Here is a 20,706-nt window from a genome sequence, read left to right as displayed (position 1 = left end):
TCTGCGACAAGGACAAGCGGATGCCTTCACCCTGAAGCGTCCTGGCGAGCGCAAGCAAATTTTGGCCGACATGCTCAAGCTGGGGCAGTACGATCTGCTGGCCGAGCGCTGTCGGGAACGGGCACGCAGCGCCAAGCTCAAAGCGGATCTGCTCCAAGAGCGCCTGCAGCAGCTCGACCAACAACAGGCCCACCTTGGCCAAATTCAAGCCGAACTGGAGCAACTCCAACAACGGCAAACTCATCTGCAGCAGCTCCTAGCCCAGCAACAGCAGGAATTGCAAGCCCTAGAGCGCCTCTACGAACATCGCTGCATCCTGCAGGAGCGCCACCAACACCTTACCCAACACTTGCAAAAGCTCGGCACCAACCTACAGCACACCGAGCAACAGTGGCGTGCCCAGCGACAGCACCTGCTCCAGTTGGAAGAGCTGATTGCCCAGAGTGAAGACATCCTGGCGGGTTACGAACGCTACCAAGCCCTGATGGCCCAAGATCGCCATCTCCACCACCTCTTCGAGCAACAGCAGCATCTGCTCCAAGAACGCCAAAAGCTGCAAGCCCAGCAAGCAGAGCAGCAACAGCAGCAACTGCGCAAGATGCAACGGCTGCAACAGGAGTTGGCCACCTGCCAAGCCCAGGCCCAAGCCGATGCCCAATTGCTGGCAGAACAGGAGCGCATCGAAATCGGCCTGCGCCACTACCAGCAAGCTCAAGAGCGTCTCCAGGCCCTGAACCAAGCCCAAGCTCAAGCCGCCGTCCTTCTCCAGCAGCAACAGCATTGGCAAGAGCAAATCCGCCGCGAGCGGGAACGCCTGCAAGCCCGCGTTCAGCTTCTCAGCCAGCAACTACAAAGCCAGGAAACTCTAGCCCAACAGCAGCAGCAACTGGAGCAGAAAATCGCCGAAGGAGAGGCCGCCTTGGCAGAGCTGGAGCGACGGCGTCTCTACCAGCAGCGGGTGTTGGAAAAAGTCCAAGAACGGCGGCTGTTCGTGCAAAAGCTCCAGGAACGCCAGCGGGTTCTCCAGCAACAGTGGCAACAGGAAGAAGAACGCTGCCGCCTGTTGGTGACCACCTGGGAGGAAGGTCAAGAGGTGTTTTCCGCTCAAAGTGCTCCGCGCAGCGAACGAGATCAGGTCACCCCCACTTTGGCAAGAGTGACAGCCCTTGTCGAGGAGGCAGCAGAACAAGAGGAGGGATCCCCGGCCCTATCTTCTGTCGGCCAGCCTGCCGAGTCATCCCCCGCAACGCCAACACCAGAGCCGCAGGGATCCAGCCTTATGGCTCCGCAGCGCCGTCGCCACTGGACTTGCCCCCTCTGTAGCCGTCCCCTCAGCCTGCGCCTGCGGGATGTGGTGCTGAAAAAACACCGCGAGCGTCAAGAGGAAATTGCCGGCGAACTGTTTGTTATCCGCGAACAACTGGCGGTGGCCGACCGGGAGATCGAACTCTTGCAAGAAGAATACCGCCGTCTTAGCCAAGAACTGGCCACTTGGGATGAGCGCCTGCACCTTCAAGGGCGATTGCAACAGCAGTGGGAAGCCGAGCAGGAGCGCTGTCGGCAAATCCAGCTCTGGCAAGCAGAGGCGGCAGAGTTGAGGGAAATCCTTGACCGGGAAGCTTACGCTCAAGAAGCTCGGCAACAGCTCCAGCAGATCCAGCAGGCCCTGCACCAACTGGGCTATGACGAGCGCGAGCACGCCCTACAACGGGGAGAACTGGAGCGCTGGCGCTGGGCCCTGGGCCGCTCTCAAGAACTCCGCAAGGCCCAAGAGCGCCGCTCTCGCCTCTGCGAGCAAATCGCATCTCTACAGGCACAACTGGAAACCCTGCAACAGGCGGTATCCAAGGACTCCGGCCCGCTAGCGCGATCGGATGCTCCCCTGGCGGAGCAGTTGGCTCAGGTGGAACAGGCGTTAAACCACCTGGGCTACGATGGATCCCTGCACCAGCAGGTGAAAGCCGAACTGGCCCAAGCGCAGCTCTGGCCCGCGCGCCTGCAAGCCCTACAGGTGGCCCGCCAGGAACTGCCGGAGGTGGCAGCCCGCACCCAAGCCTTATCCCAACGCCTACAGGAAAGCCGCCAGCACTTTGCCCAGGCCACCCAAGAGTTGGAACGGCTTCAGCAACAACTGGCGGAGCATCCCGAGGTTTTGCCTGCTCAGCTGGAAGGGATCCGCCAAACCCTGCGGGAGCACCGCCGGCGGCTGGATGAGGTGCTGTCTCAGATAGGGGCTGCCCAGCAACGGCTACAACAGGCGGTTCAACAGCAGGCGGAGCAAGCCGAGCTGGAACAACAACTGCAGCAGGCCCGCCGCCAGCAGCAGGTGTACCAAGAGCTGGCCAATGCCTATGGTCGCAACGGCATCCCCGCCCTGATCGTCGAAAATGTCCTGCCCGAGCTGGAAGCCCAGGCCAACCAGATCCTGGCCCGCCTTACCCAACACCGCCTGCACCTGCAATTGGTTACCCAGCGCTCCGGGCGACGCTATTGCTCACCGGCCAAGCTGTCCTCCGTAGCGGGACGGAGTCCCTATGACACCCTCGACATCCTCATCGCCGATCCCCACGGCACCCGCCCCTACGAGACCTACTCCGGCGGAGAAGCCTTCCGCATCAACTTCGCCATTCGCCTGGCCCTGTCCCGCCTGCTCACCCAGCGCTCGGGATCCGATCTGCAAACGCTGCTCATCGACGAGGGGTTTGGATCCCAGGATGCCACCGGACGCGCCCAACTGCTGGCCGCCATCAACGCCATCGCCCCCGACTTTGCCTGCATCTTGGTGATCACCCACATCCCCAGCCTGCAGGATGCTTTCCCCCGCCGCATTGAGGTACAACCCTCTCCCCAGGGATCCCGCCTTCACATTCGCGGCTAGCCGGGCCGGTCGGATGGGATCCCGGCACGAGTCTGCAGCCACTGCTGCAACAGGGGTACCAAGGCCTCGCTGAGTTGGTTCCACTGGTCGGGCTTCTGGGCGGTGGTCAGCAGCTCCACCCGCTCCCCCCGAATCACCAGAAAGCCAACCGGCTCGATGCGCACCCCGCCCCCCGCTCCCCCGAACAGACTGGCCGGATCCCCGCCGTTGCCGCGACAGCCAGGAGCAGTCTTTCCAAAGTTACCCCCTCCCCCACCCAAGCCAAAATGCAAGGACATGTAAGGGACAATAATCGTCTCACCAATAGTGATCGGCTGACCAAAGGTTTGTCCCGTTTCCGCCAAAACCTTCAGCTTGCCGAGCACCGCCTCCAGCACCGATTCCACGTTGAAGTCGGATCCCATCTCCGTTGACTCGCCCACCAGACGCTCGGGCAAATCGCGCGCAGTACCTTCCCAGGCTAGTGCAGCCACGCCCAAGAGAGAAAGCCCAAGAAACTCCCCTAATCTTCGTCCGGCGAGCCGGAATAGAGATCTTCCAAACGGCTGCGAGCTTCTTCCAAGCTGGCCGAGCGAATCACCAATAGAGGCTCCTCGGTGAGGTTGCCATCTTCATCCAGCAGCTCTGGGTGAGGGATCCGCTGGCGGGCGCGACGGGGAGAGGTCTTGCGCTCTTCCACGCCCAACGTGATGACATTGGCAACCAAGTTGCGCAGGGCCAAAAAGGCAATGGCCACAAAAGCGATGAGGTAGAGAATCTGCAGCATCACAGGTCAGAGGAGGGGTGAATCTGGCGAAATCGACGGCCCAATTCGGCACATTTCATCAGCAGGCGATGCCATTTTGCCATCAGCCCAGGGTCGATGCCAACCTCTTGATCGGACGCCTGATAAAGCGCTTCGGCCACCTGTAGCTCCGCTTGAGCGGCCAGAACCTGTTCCAGCAAGGACTGTTGCTCCTCTGGGCTGATCAATTCCAGGGTCTCTTCCTGCAAAAAGCGGCGAGAACGCTCAAACCAGTAGCGGTAGTCTTCCAGCAGCGGCCCCAGAATCTCCCGCAACAGCTCGGCTTTGCTCATGGCCTGGGATCCCTCCACAACTGGTTTGGATGAGAAAAGCTTAGCAGAACTTAACCTTCTTTCGCCACAGGGGGGCAGGATTCCAGGTAGGCTTCCATCTCCAGCATCAAGGCTTCGATCTGGGGCAGCAGCTCTGGGGCCTGCTCTTGCCAGTAGCCCCGCTGGTGGGCTTCCAGCAGTCGCTCGCTCATGTCCCGCAGCGCCCAAGGGTTGTGGGATCGCAGGAACTCCTGGACTTGGGGATCCAATAGGTAGGCGCGGGCCAGGCCGGCGTACATGAAATCCGGCACAGCATGGGTGGTGACGTCGTAGGCAAAGAGGTAGTCCAGGGTGGCAGCCATCTCGAAGGCGCCCTTGTAGCCGTGGCGCATCACGCCGGCAATCCACTTGGGGTTGATCACGCGGGCGCGATAGACGCGGTCAATTTCTTCGGCCAGGGTGCGGATCTTAGGGTTGTGGGGACGGGCGTGATCCCCGAAGTAAATCCGCGGGTTGCGGCCCTGGAGCGTTCGCACTGCCGCCACCATCCCCCCTTGAAACTGGTAGTAGTCATCGGAGTCCAGCAGGTCGTGCTCGCGGTTGTCTTGGTTGTGGAGCACAATTTGCAGGTGGGCCAATTGCCGCCGCAGGGCTTCGGGGGCGGGTTGTCCTTCAGCCTCAGCCCGGTAGGCGTAGCTGCTCCAGTTGAGGTAAGCGCGGGCCAGATCCGCCTCAGTTTCCCAGTTTTGTGCCTCGATCAGCCCCTGTAGGCCGGCCCCGTAGGCCCCTGGCTTGGAACCGAAGATGCGCAGCCGCGCCCGCTCCGCCGCTGCTTGCGTTGGGATCCCTTGCTGTTGCCAGTATTCAGTATCGGCCAACACCTGAGCTCGCAAGGGGTTATCGGCTTCCGGCTCCTCCAGATCGGCCACGGCCTGCACAGCTCGGTCAAACAGGGCAATCAAGTTGGGAAAGGCATCGCGGAAGAAGCCGGAAATGCGCAAGGTCACATCCACCCGAGGACGCCCCAAAACGGCCACGGGCAGGATCTCGATATCCACCACCCGTCCCCCATCCCAGCGGGGTTTCACCCCCAGCAGGGCCAGGGCTTCGGCCCAATCGTCGCCGCCGGTGCGCAGGGTGGAAGTTCCCCAGACGGATAGCCCCAGACGACGGGGGTACTCCCCTTGCTCTTGCACGTAGCGCTCCACCACCCGCTCTGCCGCTCGCGCGCCAATTTGCCAGGCCGTTGGGGTGGGAATGGCGCGGATATCCACCGAGTAAAAGTTGCGCCCCGTGGGCAACACATCCACCCGGCCTCGGGTGGGGGCGCCGGAAGCGCCGCTGGGCACGTAGCCGCCGTTTAGCCCCTGGAGCAGGTGATCCAGCTCCTGGGGAGTTTGCTGCAGGCGAGGGAGCAGATCCGTCTCGATCCAATGCAGCACCTGCCTGGCTGTCGGCCCCGGTGGCGGATTGTAAGGGATCCCCTGCAAACGCTGGGCAATCCACAGGCGGGCTTGTGCCTCCAGGGCGGCAACCCCATCTCCGATGTGGCGAAAGCGCTCCCCCTTGGGGCCTTGGGTCGGATTTTGGGAGTGGGGAAGCATCCTACCTCAGGTAAACCGCTGCCCCCAGCCCTACCAACATTTCTTCCGGGGTGATCTTGCCATCTTGGTTGGTGTCGAGGGCATCGAAGACGCGATCCGCCCCCATCCATTCCTCGCGGGTAATGTAGCCATCCCCATCCAGGTCGTAGACGCGAAACACGTCTTGGGCCGCATGGGTAATCACCACTTTGTTGCCCTCCAGCTTGTGTAGCCGCTCGGTGAGCAGGTTTTCCAACACCTCCAGCGCCTTGGAGAAGCCCTGGATCCCTTCTTCCAGCTTTTCTGAGGCCATGCGGTTTTCCCGGTGCATCTGGTCGAAGGTGGCTCTGTCCATCACCAGGCGGGGAATATCCATCTGCTTGGCTTTTTCTGGATCCAACTTGCGCTCCAGGTGACCCTCGGTGTTTTGCAGCTCCGCCAGCAGCGCCGGTGAGATGGTGAGAAGATCGCAGCCGGCCAACTCGATGATCTCCCCGATGTTGCGGAAGCTGGCCCCCATCACTTCCGTCGGAAAATCGTATTTGCGGAAGTAGTTGTAAATCTGGGTCACCGACTGCACCCCCGGATCTTCGGCAGGAGGGTAGCTCTCCCGGCCCGTGTGTTTCTTGTACCAATCCAAGATGCGGCCCACAAAGGGCGAGATCAGCTTCACCCCCGCTTCGGCGCAGGCGATGGCCTGGTGTAGGCCAAACAACAGGGTGAGGTTGCAATGGATCCCTTCTTTTTCCAGGATCTCGGCAGCTCGGATCCCTTCCCAAGTCGAGGCAATTTTAATCAGCACCCGGCTGGGATCCGCTCCTGCTGCCTTGTACAGCTCGATCAGATGGCGGGCCTTGGCGACCGTAGCTTCCGTGTCGTAGGAGAGGCGGGCATCCACCTCGGTCGAGACACGCCCAGGGATGATGGACAAAATGCGCACGCCGAAGGCTACCGCCAATTGATCGATGGCATGGGCCACCACGGCTTTCGGCTCAGCTTTGGATCCCACCTCTTGGCGAGCTTTGAGCAAGGTCTCATCGACAATGCCCTGATACTGAGGCATTTGGGCTGCAGCCGTGATCAATGAGGGGTTGGTGGTGGCATCTTGAGGCTTAAAGCTCTCGATGGCGTTGATATCACCCGTATCGGCGACCACGACAGTCATCTGTCGCAATTGCTCCAGCAAGCTCTTGCTCATGTTCGGCTCCTTGAGATTGCGCTACGCGCCGCTTCTGCGACCTAGTTTCAGTGTTACCCATCCCATTCAGGGATCCCGGTAGACATGAGATTGTCTTAATTCTCTGCCGCTCACCCCCACGTGTGTGGGGACAACGTACTCCCCGAACGGGATCACCTGTCTGTGGTTCGGTTCACCCCCACGTGTGTGGGGACAACCAGAGCACTTCTGAATTGGAACTTCTGCTTGAACGGTTCACCCCCACGTGTGTGGGGACAACGTGACCCCAGCCCCGCCAGCACGTCGTCAACACCGGTTCACCCCCACGTGTGTGGGGACAACGGGTAGTTTATACTCCGGCTTCTTCCTGCCACTCGGTTCACCCCCACGTGTGTGGGGACAACGCCGACCCACGGCAAAGACGTCGTCGACCAGTTGCGGTTCACCCCCACGTGTGTGGGGACAACGACGCCAAGGGATCACCGGCAGCGGTGTGCTGGCTGGTTCACCCCCACGTGTGTGGGGACAACGGTGAATCCCTTGAGCTTGGGCGTCCACTTGTTCGGTTCACCCCCACGTGTGTGGGGACAACCGGCAGGGATCCCAAATGTGATAAGAGCCATGGCCGGTTCACCCCCACGTGTGTGGGGACAACTCTATCGCACCCGTCGGGCGGGGCTGTAGATGCGGTTCACCCCCACGTGTGTGGGGACAACGCCTAACGCCACACACAGACCCAAAACGCCACACGGTTCACCCCCACGTGTGTGGGGACAACTTCTACCGCATTAGCCTGCTGGGCCAGACGCTGCGGTTCACCCCCACGTGTGTGGGGACAACGATGGAACCTTTGTGTTTGACCCGGGTCTTGACGGTTCACCCCCACGTGTGTGGGGACAACCCAAGAAGGGATCCAGCAGCAGGTGGCCCAAGTCGGTTCACCCCCACGTGTGTGGGGACAACGGTAAACTCTCGCAGCTTCGGCGCCCACTTGTTCGGTTCACCCCCACGTGTGTGGGGACAACGTTCTACTGCGCTACAAGTTCCTCAAGGCCAGCACGGTTCACCCCCACGTGTGTGGGGACAACGCCGGATCCCCATCCCCAGGACGCAGCGCGCGTCGGTTCACCCCCACGTGTGTGGGGACAACGAACAAAGTCGCGGGCAATCCTCTCTCTTTCAAGCGGTTCACCCCCACGTGTGTGGGGACAACGCATCTGCTCTAGTTCTTGCAACAGCTCTTGTACGGTTCACCCCCACGTGTGTGGGGACAACGGGTTTGAGCAGGTGACGAAAGTTTCGTCATTTTCGGTTCACCCCCACGTGTGTGGGGACAACGCCTCTCTCCCACGGAGCGACGGCGGGACAGGATCGGTTCACCCCCACGTGTGTGGGGACAACGCCGGGAGGATGACGGCCAAGGGAACAAGAAGATCGGTTCACCCCCACGTGTGTGGGGACAACGACAAGTACGACAGAGCCATGACCACAGCATCTACGGTTCACCCCCACGTGTGTGGGGACAACTGGCTAGAGCACGCAACTCAGGGAGGATGGGATCCGGTTCACCCCCACGTGTGTGGGGACAACGCGATTCTTGGATCGGGATCCTGTGCCGCTATCGCGGTTCACCCCCACGTGTGTGGGGACAACGGTCTTCTCCACCTGAGGCGCCGGAGCTTCATACTGGTTCACCCCCACGTGTGTGGGGACAACCCCGAATACTCCAGATAATCCCTGCTTATACCGACGGTTCACCCCCACGTGTGTGGGGACAACGAGAACCTGACAGTGGAAGCACTAAAAGAGTGCGGTTCACCCCCACGTGTGTGGGGACAACCTCCCACTGCCTGCTCATGGTGCGCCCATCCTACTGGTTCACCCCCACGTGTGTGGGGACAACGTGGTGGATCCCCCTACAGTGCGCTGCCTGGTGCGGTTCACCCCCACGTGTGTGGGGACAACTGGACGATGGGCGTGTAGTCCAGCCTAGCTGACTCGGTTCACCCCCACGTGTGTGGGGACAACGGCCCTCAACAACCTGCCCTGGTGAGAGATTTACGGTTCACCCCCACGTGTGTGGGGACAACGACTTGCCGCGCCAGTCATAGCTATCGCCTAGGAGGTTCACCCCCACGTGTGTGGGGACAACTTGATAGCTACGCAGCAGCATGCACCAGGGATCCCGGTTCACCCCCACGTGTGTGGGGACAACGCCTTGGATGCGCACGCCTTCCAGGATGCTGCGCGGTTCACCCCCACGTGTGTGGGGACAACGTCACGCTGGCGGTGGCAGGTCTGGGACGGGAAGCGGTTCACCCCCACGTGTGTGGGGACAACGCTCAAACCTCTCAACCTCAAACCTCTCGAGGGCGGTTCACCCCCACGTGTGTGGGGACAACACTTCCAATTTTGCTGATTTTAGTAGGTTTTGACCAGCAGAACCCCTTCTATGTCTACTAGCTGCCGTGAGGGATCCCCGATGCTTTTAGCCCAAAATCCCTGCTCCGAGTTGGTGGAGTAGATCATTAGCGCTGAGCCATTGCCTATTTTGCTGGTCACTCGCGCCCACAGTTCTTCTCGAACCAGGGCTGAGACTCGACCGACAAACACCCCTGCTTTTACTTCAAACAGCCAGCGGCTCAGATCGCCCCTCAAGCTGGCTGGGACGCTTTCCAAGATAAAAACCACCATCAGACCGACGTTTCCTCATCTAATTCCTCTCCGTAGCTCACTCCTCCCTCAACAGATCCTTTCTTGTCATCCCAAAGGGATCCCACAAAGTCAGCCTCGTCCTTGGTATTTCTAAAACCTAGAATTGTGTCAACATCATCTACAATTCTTTGCATCAACCGATATTCTGCAAACTTCTCCCGACATAGTCGCCTGGTTCTCGACTCAAGATTTGAGTGTGCTTCGGATGCGGCCTTAAAAGCAGCAGGAATTGTAATCTCTGTCTTGTAGAGATCTGCGACATCATAAACGAAAGATAAGGGTTTGCCCACGTGAATAAACCCCAATGCAGTTGAGTAGCCCACAGCATTTAGGGCCGATTGACAAACAGAGTATAGACAGGCATTAGCAGCAGAAAGAGCTCTGTTAACCGGATCGGAGTGCTCCCATTTTTTGGGTTTGTAGTCTCGACCTCTCCATTTCACCCCCATTTCTTTGCTTAATCGATTGTAAACCGTTCGCACTCGCACCCCTTCTAGGCCGCGGATCTGCTCAAGAGTCAGTCCATCCTTCAAAGGTTCGGTAAATCGAAACGCATACATACGCCGAACCACTTCCAGGTGCTGAGCTGGATCTGCCCATAACTTGGCCTGGTGGTAGAGCCTTTCCACACTACTGGAAGGATGGGATCCACTGGCATAAAAGCGCAGTCCATCTTCACCAACCCACTGAACTGAACATAGGCCATCTGCCAAGTTCTTGATGGCGGCATGAGTAATTACAGCTCCGGGGCCTAGCATCAACGCTGTCAAACTGGCGCAAGGGATCACATACCTTCCATCTTCCTGCAAAACAGCAACAGCCCTGGCATCCTGTTCAATACGGCATCGTTCTACATAGACATAGCTAATGCTGTCTCGAACCTTTGGAATAGATCGTAGACTTGTCGTAACTGGCTTGTTCTCCATACAGATTCTCTTCTAAAAGGCAGAGTGGCTGATTTTACTCAAGGACAAGAGCCCACAGCCGTAAGAGCGGCCTCGTCCAATCCCTTGCTGCACCGCTTTAACCAAAGCCTCGGCATCGGTTACTCGCAATATGCCCTGGAACAACACAGTGTATATGCGGACTAGCCCAGGGATCTCCTTTTTGATCCCAAAGATGTTGGGCGATGGGATCCCTTCTGCAGCTAACACCTCAAATCCATGCCGCTGGCCCTGACGACATAACCACTCCAGTTGATCCGCAAAGCGAAAAAATCCGACAATCTTGTGGGTCTTCTTGTCTCGCTTGCTGGGATTTGCCCGCAGGCGAAACCGAAAGCACTTTCCCTTGGCCAGAACTTCTGCTGTCAGGTCAAAGGTTTTCACCTCTGGATCCCTTTGGACATAGCCCTTTGGCAGGCGAGACCAATCGGGTTGAATCGCAGACTGTACCAAAACAGTGTAGCCATCCGGTTCTTGACGATAGAGAATGCACCAATCAGATCGAGGAGTTTGGGTAGGCTGATCAGGAAAGCCATGCATAATTCGCTGATGCAAAGCATGAGAATTGCTGAGATCCCTTTGCACTAAGAGTTGTCGTTCGTTGAGAACTAGCCGGGAAAGATACATATTGCCTCCGGGAGTGCATAGTATTCTGTCTTAACGGCTCGACGACCGAAACGCCGCGGCTGCCAGCTCAAAGGCACATCCTGACGAATATCCAAGCTATCTGAGACTTCCAACACAAAACGAAGTTGAGATGGATGCTTCTCACGTCTGGAACACTCGTAAGGATGCTGGCGCAAAGCTTCCAGCAAAGGTTGCTCCACAACTCCTATTCGCACAGAGCGGCTTGGAATAAAGCTTTTTCGGCCCAAGAACAGTTGCCAGCGCGGTCTTTCAAGAGCCTGATCCAAAGCTCTGAGTAAATCGGGATCCCCTTCCAGTCCCACCAAGTAATCGCCATCTGCTACGTAGTAGCGCTCGCTGATGGTAGTTTTAGCCTTATTCCTATCGTGCATGTTGTTTTGCACCGTGTGGAAATCCTTGCGCAGGATCCCTTCTTTATTGACTCGCACCCCCATTTTGAGAGCAGCCAGATCACCGACAGGTTCCCAGCGAGGACGGCCCAGCGCGGCACAGAGGATCCCGATTACGGCAGACTTGGTGGGCTCACGACGGCTATCGCGATAGTCGAACTGGCTGTGGTCGCCCCAACTCATCATGGGAGCACGCAATCGCATTAGGAGCGTAGACATGGTTCTAACCCTCCTGACCGCTACCAACAACATCAAGAGCTTCAAGAGCTTTCTGTATAAGACTCTCAACAGAACCTTCCTGGCTGGGTTTGAGCACGCTTAATCTGCTGGACAGCCTATCGAGAGTGACAACCCCCCTATACTTCACATCAGATTCCCCATACATCTTGATAAGCTCTCCCCAGTGAGTATCCAGAGCCTTAACGGCATTTTCCAGCAAGCTCAATCCTGCTTTGGGAGCAACTGGATCTTCGAAAGCATCCACCAAGGAAATAGGCTGACCTTTCCGAACTACCAACATCACCAGTGCAGGCCGAGTGTGAGCCGCAAACCCATTTTGATGTCCGCTGGGAACAGCATGAACAAAGGCCGTAGCAAAAGCTTTGACAATGGATCCCAGATGCTCAGTTCCTCCCAAGTTATGAATCAACTGTTCTTTATCCAGAACAGCAAAGCGATAGTAAGTCGAGCTGTTATACCCAGTCTCACCCATGTGATCGGCTCCGGTATCGTCACTGCCACTCAGATCATCTACGGCTGTAAAGAAATCAAACTCTTGTTGCAAGACATTGACGCTAATTGCATGGGCCACTTGAACAGCAGCATCAACATTTACTGCAGGCAGCGAGGCCATCATACGACCAAACAAAGCCACGTCGCCCGGCTTGCCTGTATCGGTCAGAGCTCTTTCGATGGCTTTGGCAATCTCTTTGGGCAGCTCTCGATTATTCCCGGCTAGACCAGGAGAAACAACTCCCCAGTTTTTAACTAGGACATTGGCAATGGCCTCCAGCTCTGTATAACCTAAAAATAGAATTGTTTTTGTTTTACCGGGCTTTTTCGGGTCTTCCTCTGCTCCCAAATGCTTCAAGGCTAGCTTAGCTGCCAATTCAGCCTTCTCTTCAGAAATCTCTTTCTGGACAAGTAATGCTTTCAGGTTGGGCAGCCACAAACGAGAGCGACAAGCAAACTGATCTGCACTCACATCTGAGTATTGTTGATAATAAAGTCGCACCGCTCGTTTTTGGCACTGGCTAGAAATCCGCGCCCGAGGACGACCACCGAATACCGTAGACTTAGGCATTCCATTTTCATCTCGGTTGAGGTTGGCAGGGCAGAAACTTTGGATCAGGTGAATTTCCAGTCGCATGGTTTCTTTCTCTTTGTTTCGTTGCATGGTGACTTCTCCTTTGAGTTATGGGATCCGAAGATTCTCGATGATCTAGCTAGGAACGAAGCTGTTTTAGTTTGGCTTTCGCTTCTTACATATCGGTTTCGACCTCATCAATTGCCTCAGAAGTTGCATCGTCAACCTCCTTTTTCCCTTCAGATTCAGAAGAAGATATTTGCCAAAAGGTTCTAGCCCATCTGTCCTGAACAATTTGATTAGGATGATTCCATAAGCAAAGGTCAGCGATTAGCGTTGGGTAGTGGACGAAAATCTTCCTATCACTTTTGCTTTTCATTTGTCGCACCAAAGCTGTAATTGGGTATTGAATGTAGTCAAGCTCTGCCTCAAGAAGAGACTTAAATCTTTTCTCTGGGCCTTTGGAGGGTTCAGCGCTGTCTTGCAGTTCACGACAGCTTTTTGCAAAGTTTCTGGGGTCTGGCTCCACGTCTTGGTCATGGTAAACCGAGAGGCAAGCCACAAAAATCCAGATATCCTGTTGCCATTCGGGGATGCCTTCCAAATAGGGCAGTACAAAGGGGTAAACCTTCCACAAATGGTAAGCTTCGCCAGAGAGTGCCCGCTTAAAGGCGGCTCTTGTGCCGTTGTCGTTTTTGACGCGCTCCTGAATTGCTTGTAAAAACCTTGTTGCCCGCTCCAGTCGATTGTGTGATAAAGTCTGGACTCCGGTCATGACTTAGTCTCCTGCTTAGAAACAGCTTGCTCTTTCCTTTGATTTTTCTTTGTGGCTTTTTGGTTTTGGGCTTTCCTTTCCGCCGGGCTGAGGCGGAGATCTGCCAGTTTCCGCTCCAAAATCTGCAGGGCTGCGGCCCTAGCCTGGTAGTTGCGAATAGGTTCTATAGATTCGATAAAGGCTTGGAGGGCAGCAGTTTGGACGGTTTGAGTCCAGGCAGGTAAGGTCTTGGATCCGTAGCGAGTGATCCCATCAGATCCAGTTTGGCTATCTTGAGGCAAAGCATACAGCAGCTCTGGAAAGGCGCGATCGAGATCTGCCCAGTAACGAGATTCTCCATCTAGGGCATTGGCTAGTTTCTCGGGCTCCCCATTTTTGAGGACTTCTGCCATGGAAAAGTAGGGACTACCTTTGAAAGAGCGAAAAATTTGTTGATGACTCTCAGCAATTGCAATAGCACTTTTTAGGCTTTGTGCCAGTTCTAAGTCTGTAACAAATTGAATTGGAGCTGAGAATCGAACTGAGCTCCATCCCAGAGGTTTAGCCTGATCGGCACTCATGCCCAATATTTCAAATACAACTGTATCACTAATCATTTCTTCTGATCTGAGTTCAGCCAACCAATCTACAATCCGGGGACGAGTTTGCTTGTCAGCCGTCAAGAGAAAACTGTCCGCATCGCGCCACAACTGTCTGTGCAGAGATAGACGCACTGGCTTTCCTTCTCGATAGGCAATGCCACATTCCCACTGTCGAGCCTCTACATTATCGGGTAAGGAATTACCCATGGTGATGGCCAGTTGTTTCACTCGCCCCATCTCTGCAACCTCTAAAAATAGCCGCAGCCTCCGCCAGGGAAAAGTTAGATAGTGAATGTATCCTTTGGGAATCTCTTTTTTAGGTTGGCCACTGTAGCCAGTTTCAGTTTCCCAAGTAGGTAGATCTTCTCCAGATACCGCGCTGGGTATCTCATTCTCTGGACTGTACTGCATTAAATTTAACATCAGTGTCTCTTTTAAGCTCTTTCCCCTGAGGAGAACATTGGCAGCATTAATCGTTGGAGTGTTTACGGCAGATCGATTGCCGCTATCTTGCCCCACATAAAAAGCTCTTAGGCTGGTAATATCCACCCCCTGTAGGCGCACCAGCAGTCGAGCAGCTTCTGCTAAGGAAATGCTATAGCCACTCCATTCATGCTCATGAGAGAATACCTCAGATGTGCTCATAGTATGGATTGCGTAGACAGGTACAGCTTTTTCTAGAGTTAGAGCTGTATCCTGCATGAAAGGACGACTAGAATCAAGAAGGTCGAAACGATCTTGCTTACTTTGTAGATAGTCGATGACTTTCCGAGCATTGTCTTGAAAAATATCATTCCAGTGATCTGTATCCCTTGGCCCCTGATAGGCTTGATGCATAATTGCCAATAGGAAACGATAGAGTGCCAAGGTTGTAGGGGGATTATCTCCCCGAATTTCTCGTAAACTTTCCCACTGTTTAAATAATTCAATCAAAGACAGCTCCTGCATCTGAAAATCACGGTCAATCACAGGGATCCACTTTTCTGTTGTGAGGTTAAAGGATTGAGTTGTCATAGATTTCTCCCAGGGGCTAGCTGTTAATCTTCTCGATTGCGACTCCAAGCTTGGGATCCAACCGCAGTCGCCAGTTGTCCACTTGAGCCCACCCTTTGGCATTCAAAACAACATAGCGACAGTTGCGCAACAAGGCAGATGTCCAAGTTTTGGGGTTCTCTTGAGATCGCAGCTTCTTCACAAGTTCCCAGCTAGAGGAAATGCGGGCGCTGTAGGCCAGCAGCTTGCGAATCATAGCTAGACTAGGCTCTTTTTCGAGATCCACCTGCTCTTGAGTGCCAGGAAAAACTAAACCAGTCTCATCTTTTTGTAGGAAGATTGTTGCTACAGAAGGCTGGCCAAGCCGGGTGACGGCTGCGATGGTACTTTCGTCATCCTCTTTTTTCAGCCGAGTGAAGTGGTCAAGTTTTGCATCAGAATAGGGTGGTGGAATCTTCACCTCATTGGCCTGAGCTCTTTTGGCATCTTCCTCTTCAGTTTTATACTTTTCCAAAGAGGCAAGCCAATCCTCAGCATGAATTGTCTCCAGTTCTTCGGGGGCAGGTATTTCCAGATCATATACTGACTCGATCAGAGCATCGATTTCCTCAGGCAGTTGTACATGGTAGCGCTGTCGCAAAGCCAGCCAACTGCGCAGAAGAATGTGGCGATCGTAGATGTGTCCGCTTTCTTGAAAGTCAGCTTTGCCCTCGCCGGTTAAGGCTGGCTCTACAATCCATAAACAAGGGGCAGCCAACTCAGATGGCCGCTTGTCTCGTTGGTGGCGGTGCAGCCGCCCAGAGCGTTGTAAAAGAAGATCAACAGGAGCCAAATCGCTGATCATTAAGTCAAAGTCCACGTCTAGGCTTTGCTCAATAACCTGGGTTGCTACCAGAACGAATCGAGAAGGGCGGCAGTAGCCGTTTTTGCCAAACTTCTCCAGGCATTCTTTTTCAATCTCTTCTCGATCCTTGAACAAAAAGCGCCCGTGAAATAGGCCCAGCTCCTCTGGCGGAAAATGCTTCTGGAGACGCTGAAAAACTTCTTGGGCGCGATTCACTGTTGAGCAGATAACGGCAACGCATCCACCCGATTCAGACAGCACTTGCGAGAGTTCTTCAGGCCACCGATCATCTTTGACCCAACGGATCCCTAATTTTCGGCGCACATGATCTGAGGGTTTAAAAGGCTGAGCTAGGGCTTCTCCAGAGGCAAAAATCGTAATGCGGGGATAGCTGGCAGCAGGGAGATTGGGCGGGGGTTGATTGCAGCCTCTGGCGTAGGCAGCCAGTAGTCGCTGGCGGGTGCTGACAGGCAGGGTAGCGGAAAGGGCAATCACCGGGGATCCCAGTACTGCTGCCCATTCCAAAAACCGCTCCAGCAGGGTGCTCGTGTAGAGGTCGTAGGCGTGGATCTCGTCTAGGATAATCGTGCGCCCCGCCAAACCAAATAGGCGGACAAACTGGTGGCGTGCTTGTACTGCCCCCATCAAAGCTTGGTCAAGGGTGCCCACGCCGTAGGCACTGAGCAACGTCCGCTTGCGGGCCGTATGCCACTCGCTGGCGAAAACCCCCTTGCCCTCCTGGTCGCAAACCTGCTCTAGGCGACAGACGGTATCTAGGTAATCTTCTTTGAGAGCCGCTGCCCCATGGCTGAGGGTAAGGTTCACTACAGCATTGGGATAGCGCTTTTGCAAAAATGGCCTGACGCGCTCGAACATGGCATTGCTGGTCGCTTGGGTAGGCAAGCCAATGTAGAAACCGCCGGTTCCGGTTTGATGCTGCAGGTGATCTGCCAGGTAGAGCGCTGCTTCGGTTTTGCCTTCCCCCATTGAGGCTTCCACCATGACCAGACAGGGTGGGGCTAGCTTGTCCCTTAGGTCAATGGCTGCCATTTGCAGGGGTCGAGGCTCGGTGATGAAGTCGAAGAGCGTCTTAAAAGCAAGAGGGGCACCTGTGGTGGGCGCGACCCAACCTTGGGCTTTCAAGGCTTGTTGGGCTTTTTCGGCTAACCCTGGGGCATAAGCCTCAAAGGGTTCGTCGTTGGCGTAGGGGAAACTCTCAGAGTTGGAAGCAATCCAGTCGGAAACCGTTGTCAGGCCGGCTAACATCATGGCAGCAGCATTGTTGCAGCGGTCGGGGAGCTCCTCTGTCCTCAACCCAACAAAATCACGCTATTGTCTAAAGATCTCCCGACGAAATGGGATCCAAACTCCTCGACCGACATCATCTGAGAAAAGACCTTGAATATCATGGGATGTCGGAAAAAAGCCATGATGACCACCCACAATTTCTGCTAACCTTCGGGCCAGTTTCTTTTGCAGGCCAAGCTCTTCCAAAAAGCCGGGTAGGGTTGCAGCGGTAACAGTTCCATGAGGTGTTTCTTGTCCGGTAGTGGGATAGCTGCGCCACAGATCGTAGAGATTGGCTCCCACCAGGGCTTTTCCCACTTCGCTAACTTGAAATTGAAAAGCAGGACTGACTTTGCCCAGGTCATGACACCCAGCCATAAAGCCGCAGAAGCGCACCAAGGGATCCCCTTCCAGCCCCAAACCTGCCGATAGCTGCCGGCGAGCAACCGGGCTGAGGTACGTTTTCACGATCTCCATGGCCACGGCGGCTGTGTCCGCCAGGTGACAGAGGACTGGATGATACAGAGGTTGGCCATTGTCTCGGAACTGCCCCTGTCCGGTCTTGGCCCAAAACCGGGGTTCGTTCATGGGGATACCTCCTCGTCGATGTACTGCTGGCTCATATCGCGGATCTCCTGCCGCATCATGTCCACCAATTCCGGCGGATCCAACACTTTGGCCCCTCTGCCATAGCCCAATACCCAGCGCTTCACATCGTTCATCCCCCGCACCGTCATGCGCAGAATTAGGGATCCATCGGGCTGTTCTTCAATCACCTGGGTCGGATGCCAGCGCCGCTCCCGAATAAAGGGGGCTGTCTGGGCGTCAAACCAAATCCCCACCTGCCGAGGGATCCCACCCGCCTCATGTTGAAAAATCATCGCCATATGGGCTTTGGGATCAAAATTGGGATCGATCTCAAAAGTTTGCGGCAAGGTTTTGAGAGCCAGGATCCTGTCTACTCGAAACCAGCGCACTTCCTGTCTTTTGTGGCACCAGCCGATGACATAGGGATTCGTCCCCCGGTAGATGTGCAACAGATAGGGATCCAGCTCTCGTTCCGACACTTGATCGCCCCGACTGGCGGTGCGGTAGCGCATCCACACTCGCCTTTTTTCCCGACAGGCATCCTCCAACTGCTGCCAAATCTCCCAATCCAGATGGGTTTCTGCTCCTGCGCGAAAAATGAGCCGGTCATCGGCCACCTGCTGTAGATCCAGCCATTCCTGCTCTGGGAGCCGTTGAGCCAGCCGCCCAATCGCCGAGCGCAACTGTGGGGCATAGGCGGATCCCGCATAGGCTTCCAGCATTCTGGCCCCCAGTGTTAAGGCAAACAGTTCCCCTTTGGTGAGAGATATTGTCGGCAACCGCCATTCCAGATCGGTGTAGTGATATCCTTTTTCGCGGTTGGTTTTGATGGGAGCTTGAAAGCGGTCTTTCAAGAAGCTGATGTCCGCCCTAACCGTTCGTTCGCTCACTTCCAGAGCTTTGGCCAGCGAAGAGGCTGTCTGCCTCTGCCCGGAGCGCAGCAACATATCCAGCTTCAAAACCCGCTCTAGCTGACGTAGCATTGCTTACTTTGGTGAGGATGAGCGCATTCTAAACAACTCACCCGGCAAAAGCGCTTCCGACTTCTCTAAAGGTTTGCTGAAGATTGAAACCTTTTGGGCGCAGGGAGCAACCTGGATCCCGTCGGATGGAATCAGGGGGATCCCTCTGCAAGGTGGGAACGGCCACGGCGACGCTTCATCTGACTTGGCTGCGCAATTGCCGCAGGAGCCGCTCGAACTCCTCAGGAAGGGGGGCAGTAAAGTGCATCGGCTGGCCGCTGCGCGGGTGGATGAAGGAAAGTTTCCAAGCGTGAAGGGCTTGGCCGCTCAGTTTGACAGGGCTGGTTTTGCTCTGGGTGTAGAGGGGATCCCCGACAATCGGCAGGCGCAAATGGGCAGCATGAACCCGAATTTGATGGGTGCGCCCGGTCTCCAGCTCAAACTGCATCAGGGTGTAGTTGCCCAGCCGCTCCAACACTTGCCAGTGGGTTACCGCCACTCGCCCTTGGCCAGGGGTCAGGACGGCCATTTTCTGCCGATCCACCGGGTGCCTCCCAATGGGGGCAGAGACGGTGCCTTGGCTTTGGGCCGGCCGGCCAAACACCACCCCCAAGTAGATGCGCCGGGCGGTTTTGGCCTGGATCTGGGCTTGTAGGTGCTGGTGGGCCTGATCGTGTTTGGCAATCACCAGGGCACCAGTGGTGTCTTTGTCAAGGCGATGGACAATACCTGGACGCAGCTCGCCGTTGATGCCTGAAAGATGGGGGCAGTGGGCCAGCAGGGCGTGCACCAGGGTGCCACTGGCGTGGCCGGGGGCGGGGTGCACCACCAAACCGCGGGGCTTGTTGATCACAAGCAAATCGTCATCTTCGTAAAGAATGTCCAAGGGGATCGGCTCCGGCTGCAGGGCAGTCGGGGTGGCTGGCGGGATCCGCACCTCGACTTCATCCCCAGCTTGCAGGGGGCGATCCTTATCCCGGCAGGGCTGCCCATTGAGCCAAACCTGGCCCTGGCGGATAAGCTGCTGCAGGCGCGACCGCGACAGCTCCGGCAGTTGCTCTGCCAATCCTCGATCCAGCCGCAAGCCCTGCTGTTTTTCCGTCACCCTGATCTGGCGAATGTCTGCTGCAGCCTCCTTGTGGCCCTCCATGCCGTTGTTGCCCAAATTGACTTCTTTGACCATTGTGGCAGCCCGGCTACTTTTGCACTGAGTAAAAAAGGTCGAAGATTTGCAGAAACTTCCGCAGGCAGGTGGTGGGGGGATCTGCCTTGTCTCATCGCCTTCTAAGCCTTCTTGGGGGGATCCCTGGGCAATTTTAAGGGGCAGAAAATCCTGACTAGAGTGAGGCTATGGCCCCCCAAGAATGAGTTGGGCCGAGTGTTGGCATAGGAGAGCCGGGAGCGATCCCAAGCCGACAACACAGCACACCCCAGCAATTGGCGTTGGCTCAATGGATCGCTCAATGGATCTAAGAAGGAGGTAAGACATGTCGGATGGAGCAACCAGGGGATCCCAGCTTCAGCAACCCTCTCAACCCCAGCTTGGCTCAGAGCCGCCTTTGGTCTTGCCCCTGACGGAGGTGGGGCTGCGGGACGTTGCCCAGGTGGGCGGGAAAAACGCCTCCTTGGGAGAAATGCTGCAGCAGCTCACCTCAAAGGGGATCCAGGTGCCGACAGGATTTGCCACCACCGCCCATGCGTATCGCCAGTTCATCGCCTCTGCGGGCCTAGAGGAGAAGTTGCAGGAGATTTTCAAAGACTTAGACATTGAGAATGTCCAAAATTTGCGCGAGCGGGGCAAGGCTGCCCGCACCTTGATCTTGCAAACTCCCTTCCCCCCTCAGCTAGAGCAGGCCATCGCCGAAGCCTACCAAAAGCTGTGCGAGCGCTACGGCCCCGACACCGATGTGGCGGTGCGCTCCAGTGCCACGGCAGAAGACTTGCCGGATGCCAGCTTTGCCGGCCAGCAGGAGACCTACC

Annotated in this window: 16 protein-coding genes, 2 pseudogenes and 1 CRISPR repeat array; of the genes and pseudogenes, 2 read left to right on the top strand and 16 right to left on the bottom strand. The window is 56.1% G+C overall.

The annotated features are described in order from the left end of the window. On the top strand, nt 1–2,878 hold a 2,878-nt coding region (locus tag NW838_RS10430), incomplete at its 5' end, for an SbcC/MukB-like Walker B domain-containing protein (RefSeq protein ID WP_414427998.1). Here NW838_RS10430 and NW838_RS10425 read toward each other — a convergent pair. From NW838_RS10425 to NW838_RS10350, 16 genes and pseudogenes are all read right to left on the bottom strand, one after another. After that, nucleotides 2,875–3,315, bottom strand: a complete 441-nt coding sequence (locus tag NW838_RS10425; protein ID WP_414427997.1) for a GerW family sporulation protein — start codon at nt 3,313–3,315, stop codon at nt 2,875–2,877. The two genes, NW838_RS10430 and NW838_RS10425, sit on opposite strands and share 4 nt — an antisense overlap. 65 nt (nt 3,316–3,380) lie before the next feature. Beyond that, nucleotides 3,381–3,644 carry a DUF2973 domain-containing protein gene (locus NW838_RS10420; RefSeq protein ID WP_414358210.1) on the bottom strand — a complete coding sequence of 88 codons (264 nt, stop codon included), beginning with the start codon at nt 3,642–3,644 and terminating at the stop codon, nt 3,381–3,383. Further along, nucleotides 3,644–3,955, bottom strand: coding sequence for a DUF2605 domain-containing protein (locus NW838_RS10415; RefSeq protein ID WP_414358208.1), 312 nt, complete (start codon nt 3,953–3,955; stop codon nt 3,644–3,646). Before NW838_RS10415 ends, NW838_RS10420 begins: the two co-directional genes overlap by 1 nt. Nucleotides 3,956–4,005: 50 nt before the next feature. Next, nucleotides 4,006–5,487, bottom strand: a pseudogene (locus tag NW838_RS10410) (cobaltochelatase subunit CobN); the annotation flags it as partial. A gap of 52 nt (nt 5,488–5,539) precedes the next feature. Continuing rightward, nucleotides 5,540–6,715 (bottom strand): transaldolase, encoded by a 1,176-nt coding sequence (locus NW838_RS10405; RefSeq protein ID WP_414356222.1) that lies wholly within the window; start codon nt 6,713–6,715, stop codon nt 5,540–5,542. A gap of 106 nt (nt 6,716–6,821) precedes the next feature. After that, nucleotides 6,822–9,096: direct repeats of the CRISPR family, unit length 29 nt; unit sequence CGGTTCACCCCCACGTGTGTGGGGACAAC. Nucleotides 9,097–9,115: 19 nt separating this feature from the next. Then, complete coding sequence (cas2e, locus tag NW838_RS10400; protein ID WP_414356224.1) at nt 9,116–9,388, bottom strand: type I-E CRISPR-associated endoribonuclease Cas2e; 273 nt, start codon at nt 9,386–9,388, stop codon at nt 9,116–9,118. Then, nucleotides 9,388–10,335, bottom strand: a complete 948-nt coding sequence (gene cas1e / locus NW838_RS10395; RefSeq protein WP_414356226.1) for a type I-E CRISPR-associated endonuclease Cas1e — start codon at nt 10,333–10,335, stop codon at nt 9,388–9,390. The genes cas2e and cas1e overlap by 1 nt, the downstream gene beginning before the upstream one ends. A gap of 12 nt (nt 10,336–10,347) precedes the next feature. Further along, the gene (gene cas6e, locus NW838_RS10390) at nt 10,348–10,980 is read right to left on the bottom strand and encodes a type I-E CRISPR-associated protein Cas6/Cse3/CasE (RefSeq protein ID WP_414356228.1); all 633 of its coding nucleotides are present in this window, start codon (nt 10,978–10,980) and stop codon (nt 10,348–10,350) included. Next, nucleotides 10,962–11,609 carry a type I-E CRISPR-associated protein Cas5/CasD gene (cas5e, locus tag NW838_RS10385; RefSeq protein ID WP_414356230.1) on the bottom strand — a complete coding sequence of 216 codons (648 nt, stop codon included), beginning with the start codon at nt 11,607–11,609 and terminating at the stop codon, nt 10,962–10,964. The genes cas6e and cas5e overlap by 19 nt, the downstream gene beginning before the upstream one ends. 4 nt (nt 11,610–11,613) lie before the next feature. Next, nucleotides 11,614–12,786 carry a type I-E CRISPR-associated protein Cas7/Cse4/CasC gene (gene cas7e / locus NW838_RS10380; RefSeq protein ID WP_414356233.1) on the bottom strand — a complete coding sequence of 391 codons (1,173 nt, stop codon included), beginning with the start codon at nt 12,784–12,786 and terminating at the stop codon, nt 11,614–11,616. 85 nt (nt 12,787–12,871) lie between these two features. After that, on the bottom strand, nt 12,872–13,471 hold the full coding sequence (casB, locus tag NW838_RS10375; protein WP_414356235.1) for a type I-E CRISPR-associated protein Cse2/CasB: 600 nt from the start codon (nt 13,469–13,471) through the stop codon (nt 12,872–12,874). Then, on the bottom strand, nt 13,468–15,066 hold the full coding sequence (gene casA / locus NW838_RS10370; RefSeq protein WP_414427996.1) for a type I-E CRISPR-associated protein Cse1/CasA: 1,599 nt from the start codon (nt 15,064–15,066) through the stop codon (nt 13,468–13,470). Before casA ends, casB begins: the two co-directional genes overlap by 4 nt. Nucleotides 15,067–15,082: 16 nt before the next feature. After that, nucleotides 15,083–16,891 carry a CRISPR-associated helicase Cas3' gene (cas3, locus tag NW838_RS10365; RefSeq protein ID WP_414428000.1) on the bottom strand — a complete coding sequence of 603 codons (1,809 nt, stop codon included), beginning with the start codon at nt 16,889–16,891 and terminating at the stop codon, nt 15,083–15,085. 219 nt (nt 16,892–17,110) lie between these two features. Then, nucleotides 17,111–17,764: pseudogene (locus NW838_RS10360) on the bottom strand (CRISPR-associated endonuclease Cas3''); the annotation flags it as partial. After that, nucleotides 17,761–18,747, bottom strand: a complete 987-nt coding sequence (locus NW838_RS10355; protein WP_414356242.1) for a helix-turn-helix transcriptional regulator — start codon at nt 18,745–18,747, stop codon at nt 17,761–17,763. The gene NW838_RS10355 and the pseudogene NW838_RS10360, both read right to left, overlap by 4 nt. 175 nt (nt 18,748–18,922) lie before the next feature. After that, nucleotides 18,923–19,876, bottom strand: a complete 954-nt coding sequence (locus tag NW838_RS10350; protein ID WP_414427999.1) for an RluA family pseudouridine synthase — start codon at nt 19,874–19,876, stop codon at nt 18,923–18,925. A 337-nt stretch (nt 19,877–20,213) separates the two neighbouring features. On the opposite strand from NW838_RS10350, the gene NW838_RS10345 reads away from it, so the two are divergent. Continuing rightward, nucleotides 20,214–20,706 (top strand): PEP/pyruvate-binding domain-containing protein (locus tag NW838_RS10345; protein WP_414427995.1); only part of this gene is annotated, 493 nt, incomplete at its 3' end.

Source organism: Synechococcus sp. R55.2 (genome assembly GCF_047462075.1).
GTDB lineage: Bacteria > Cyanobacteriota > Cyanobacteriia > Thermostichales > Thermostichaceae > Thermostichus.
This window is presented reverse-complemented; position numbering and strand designations above follow the sequence as displayed.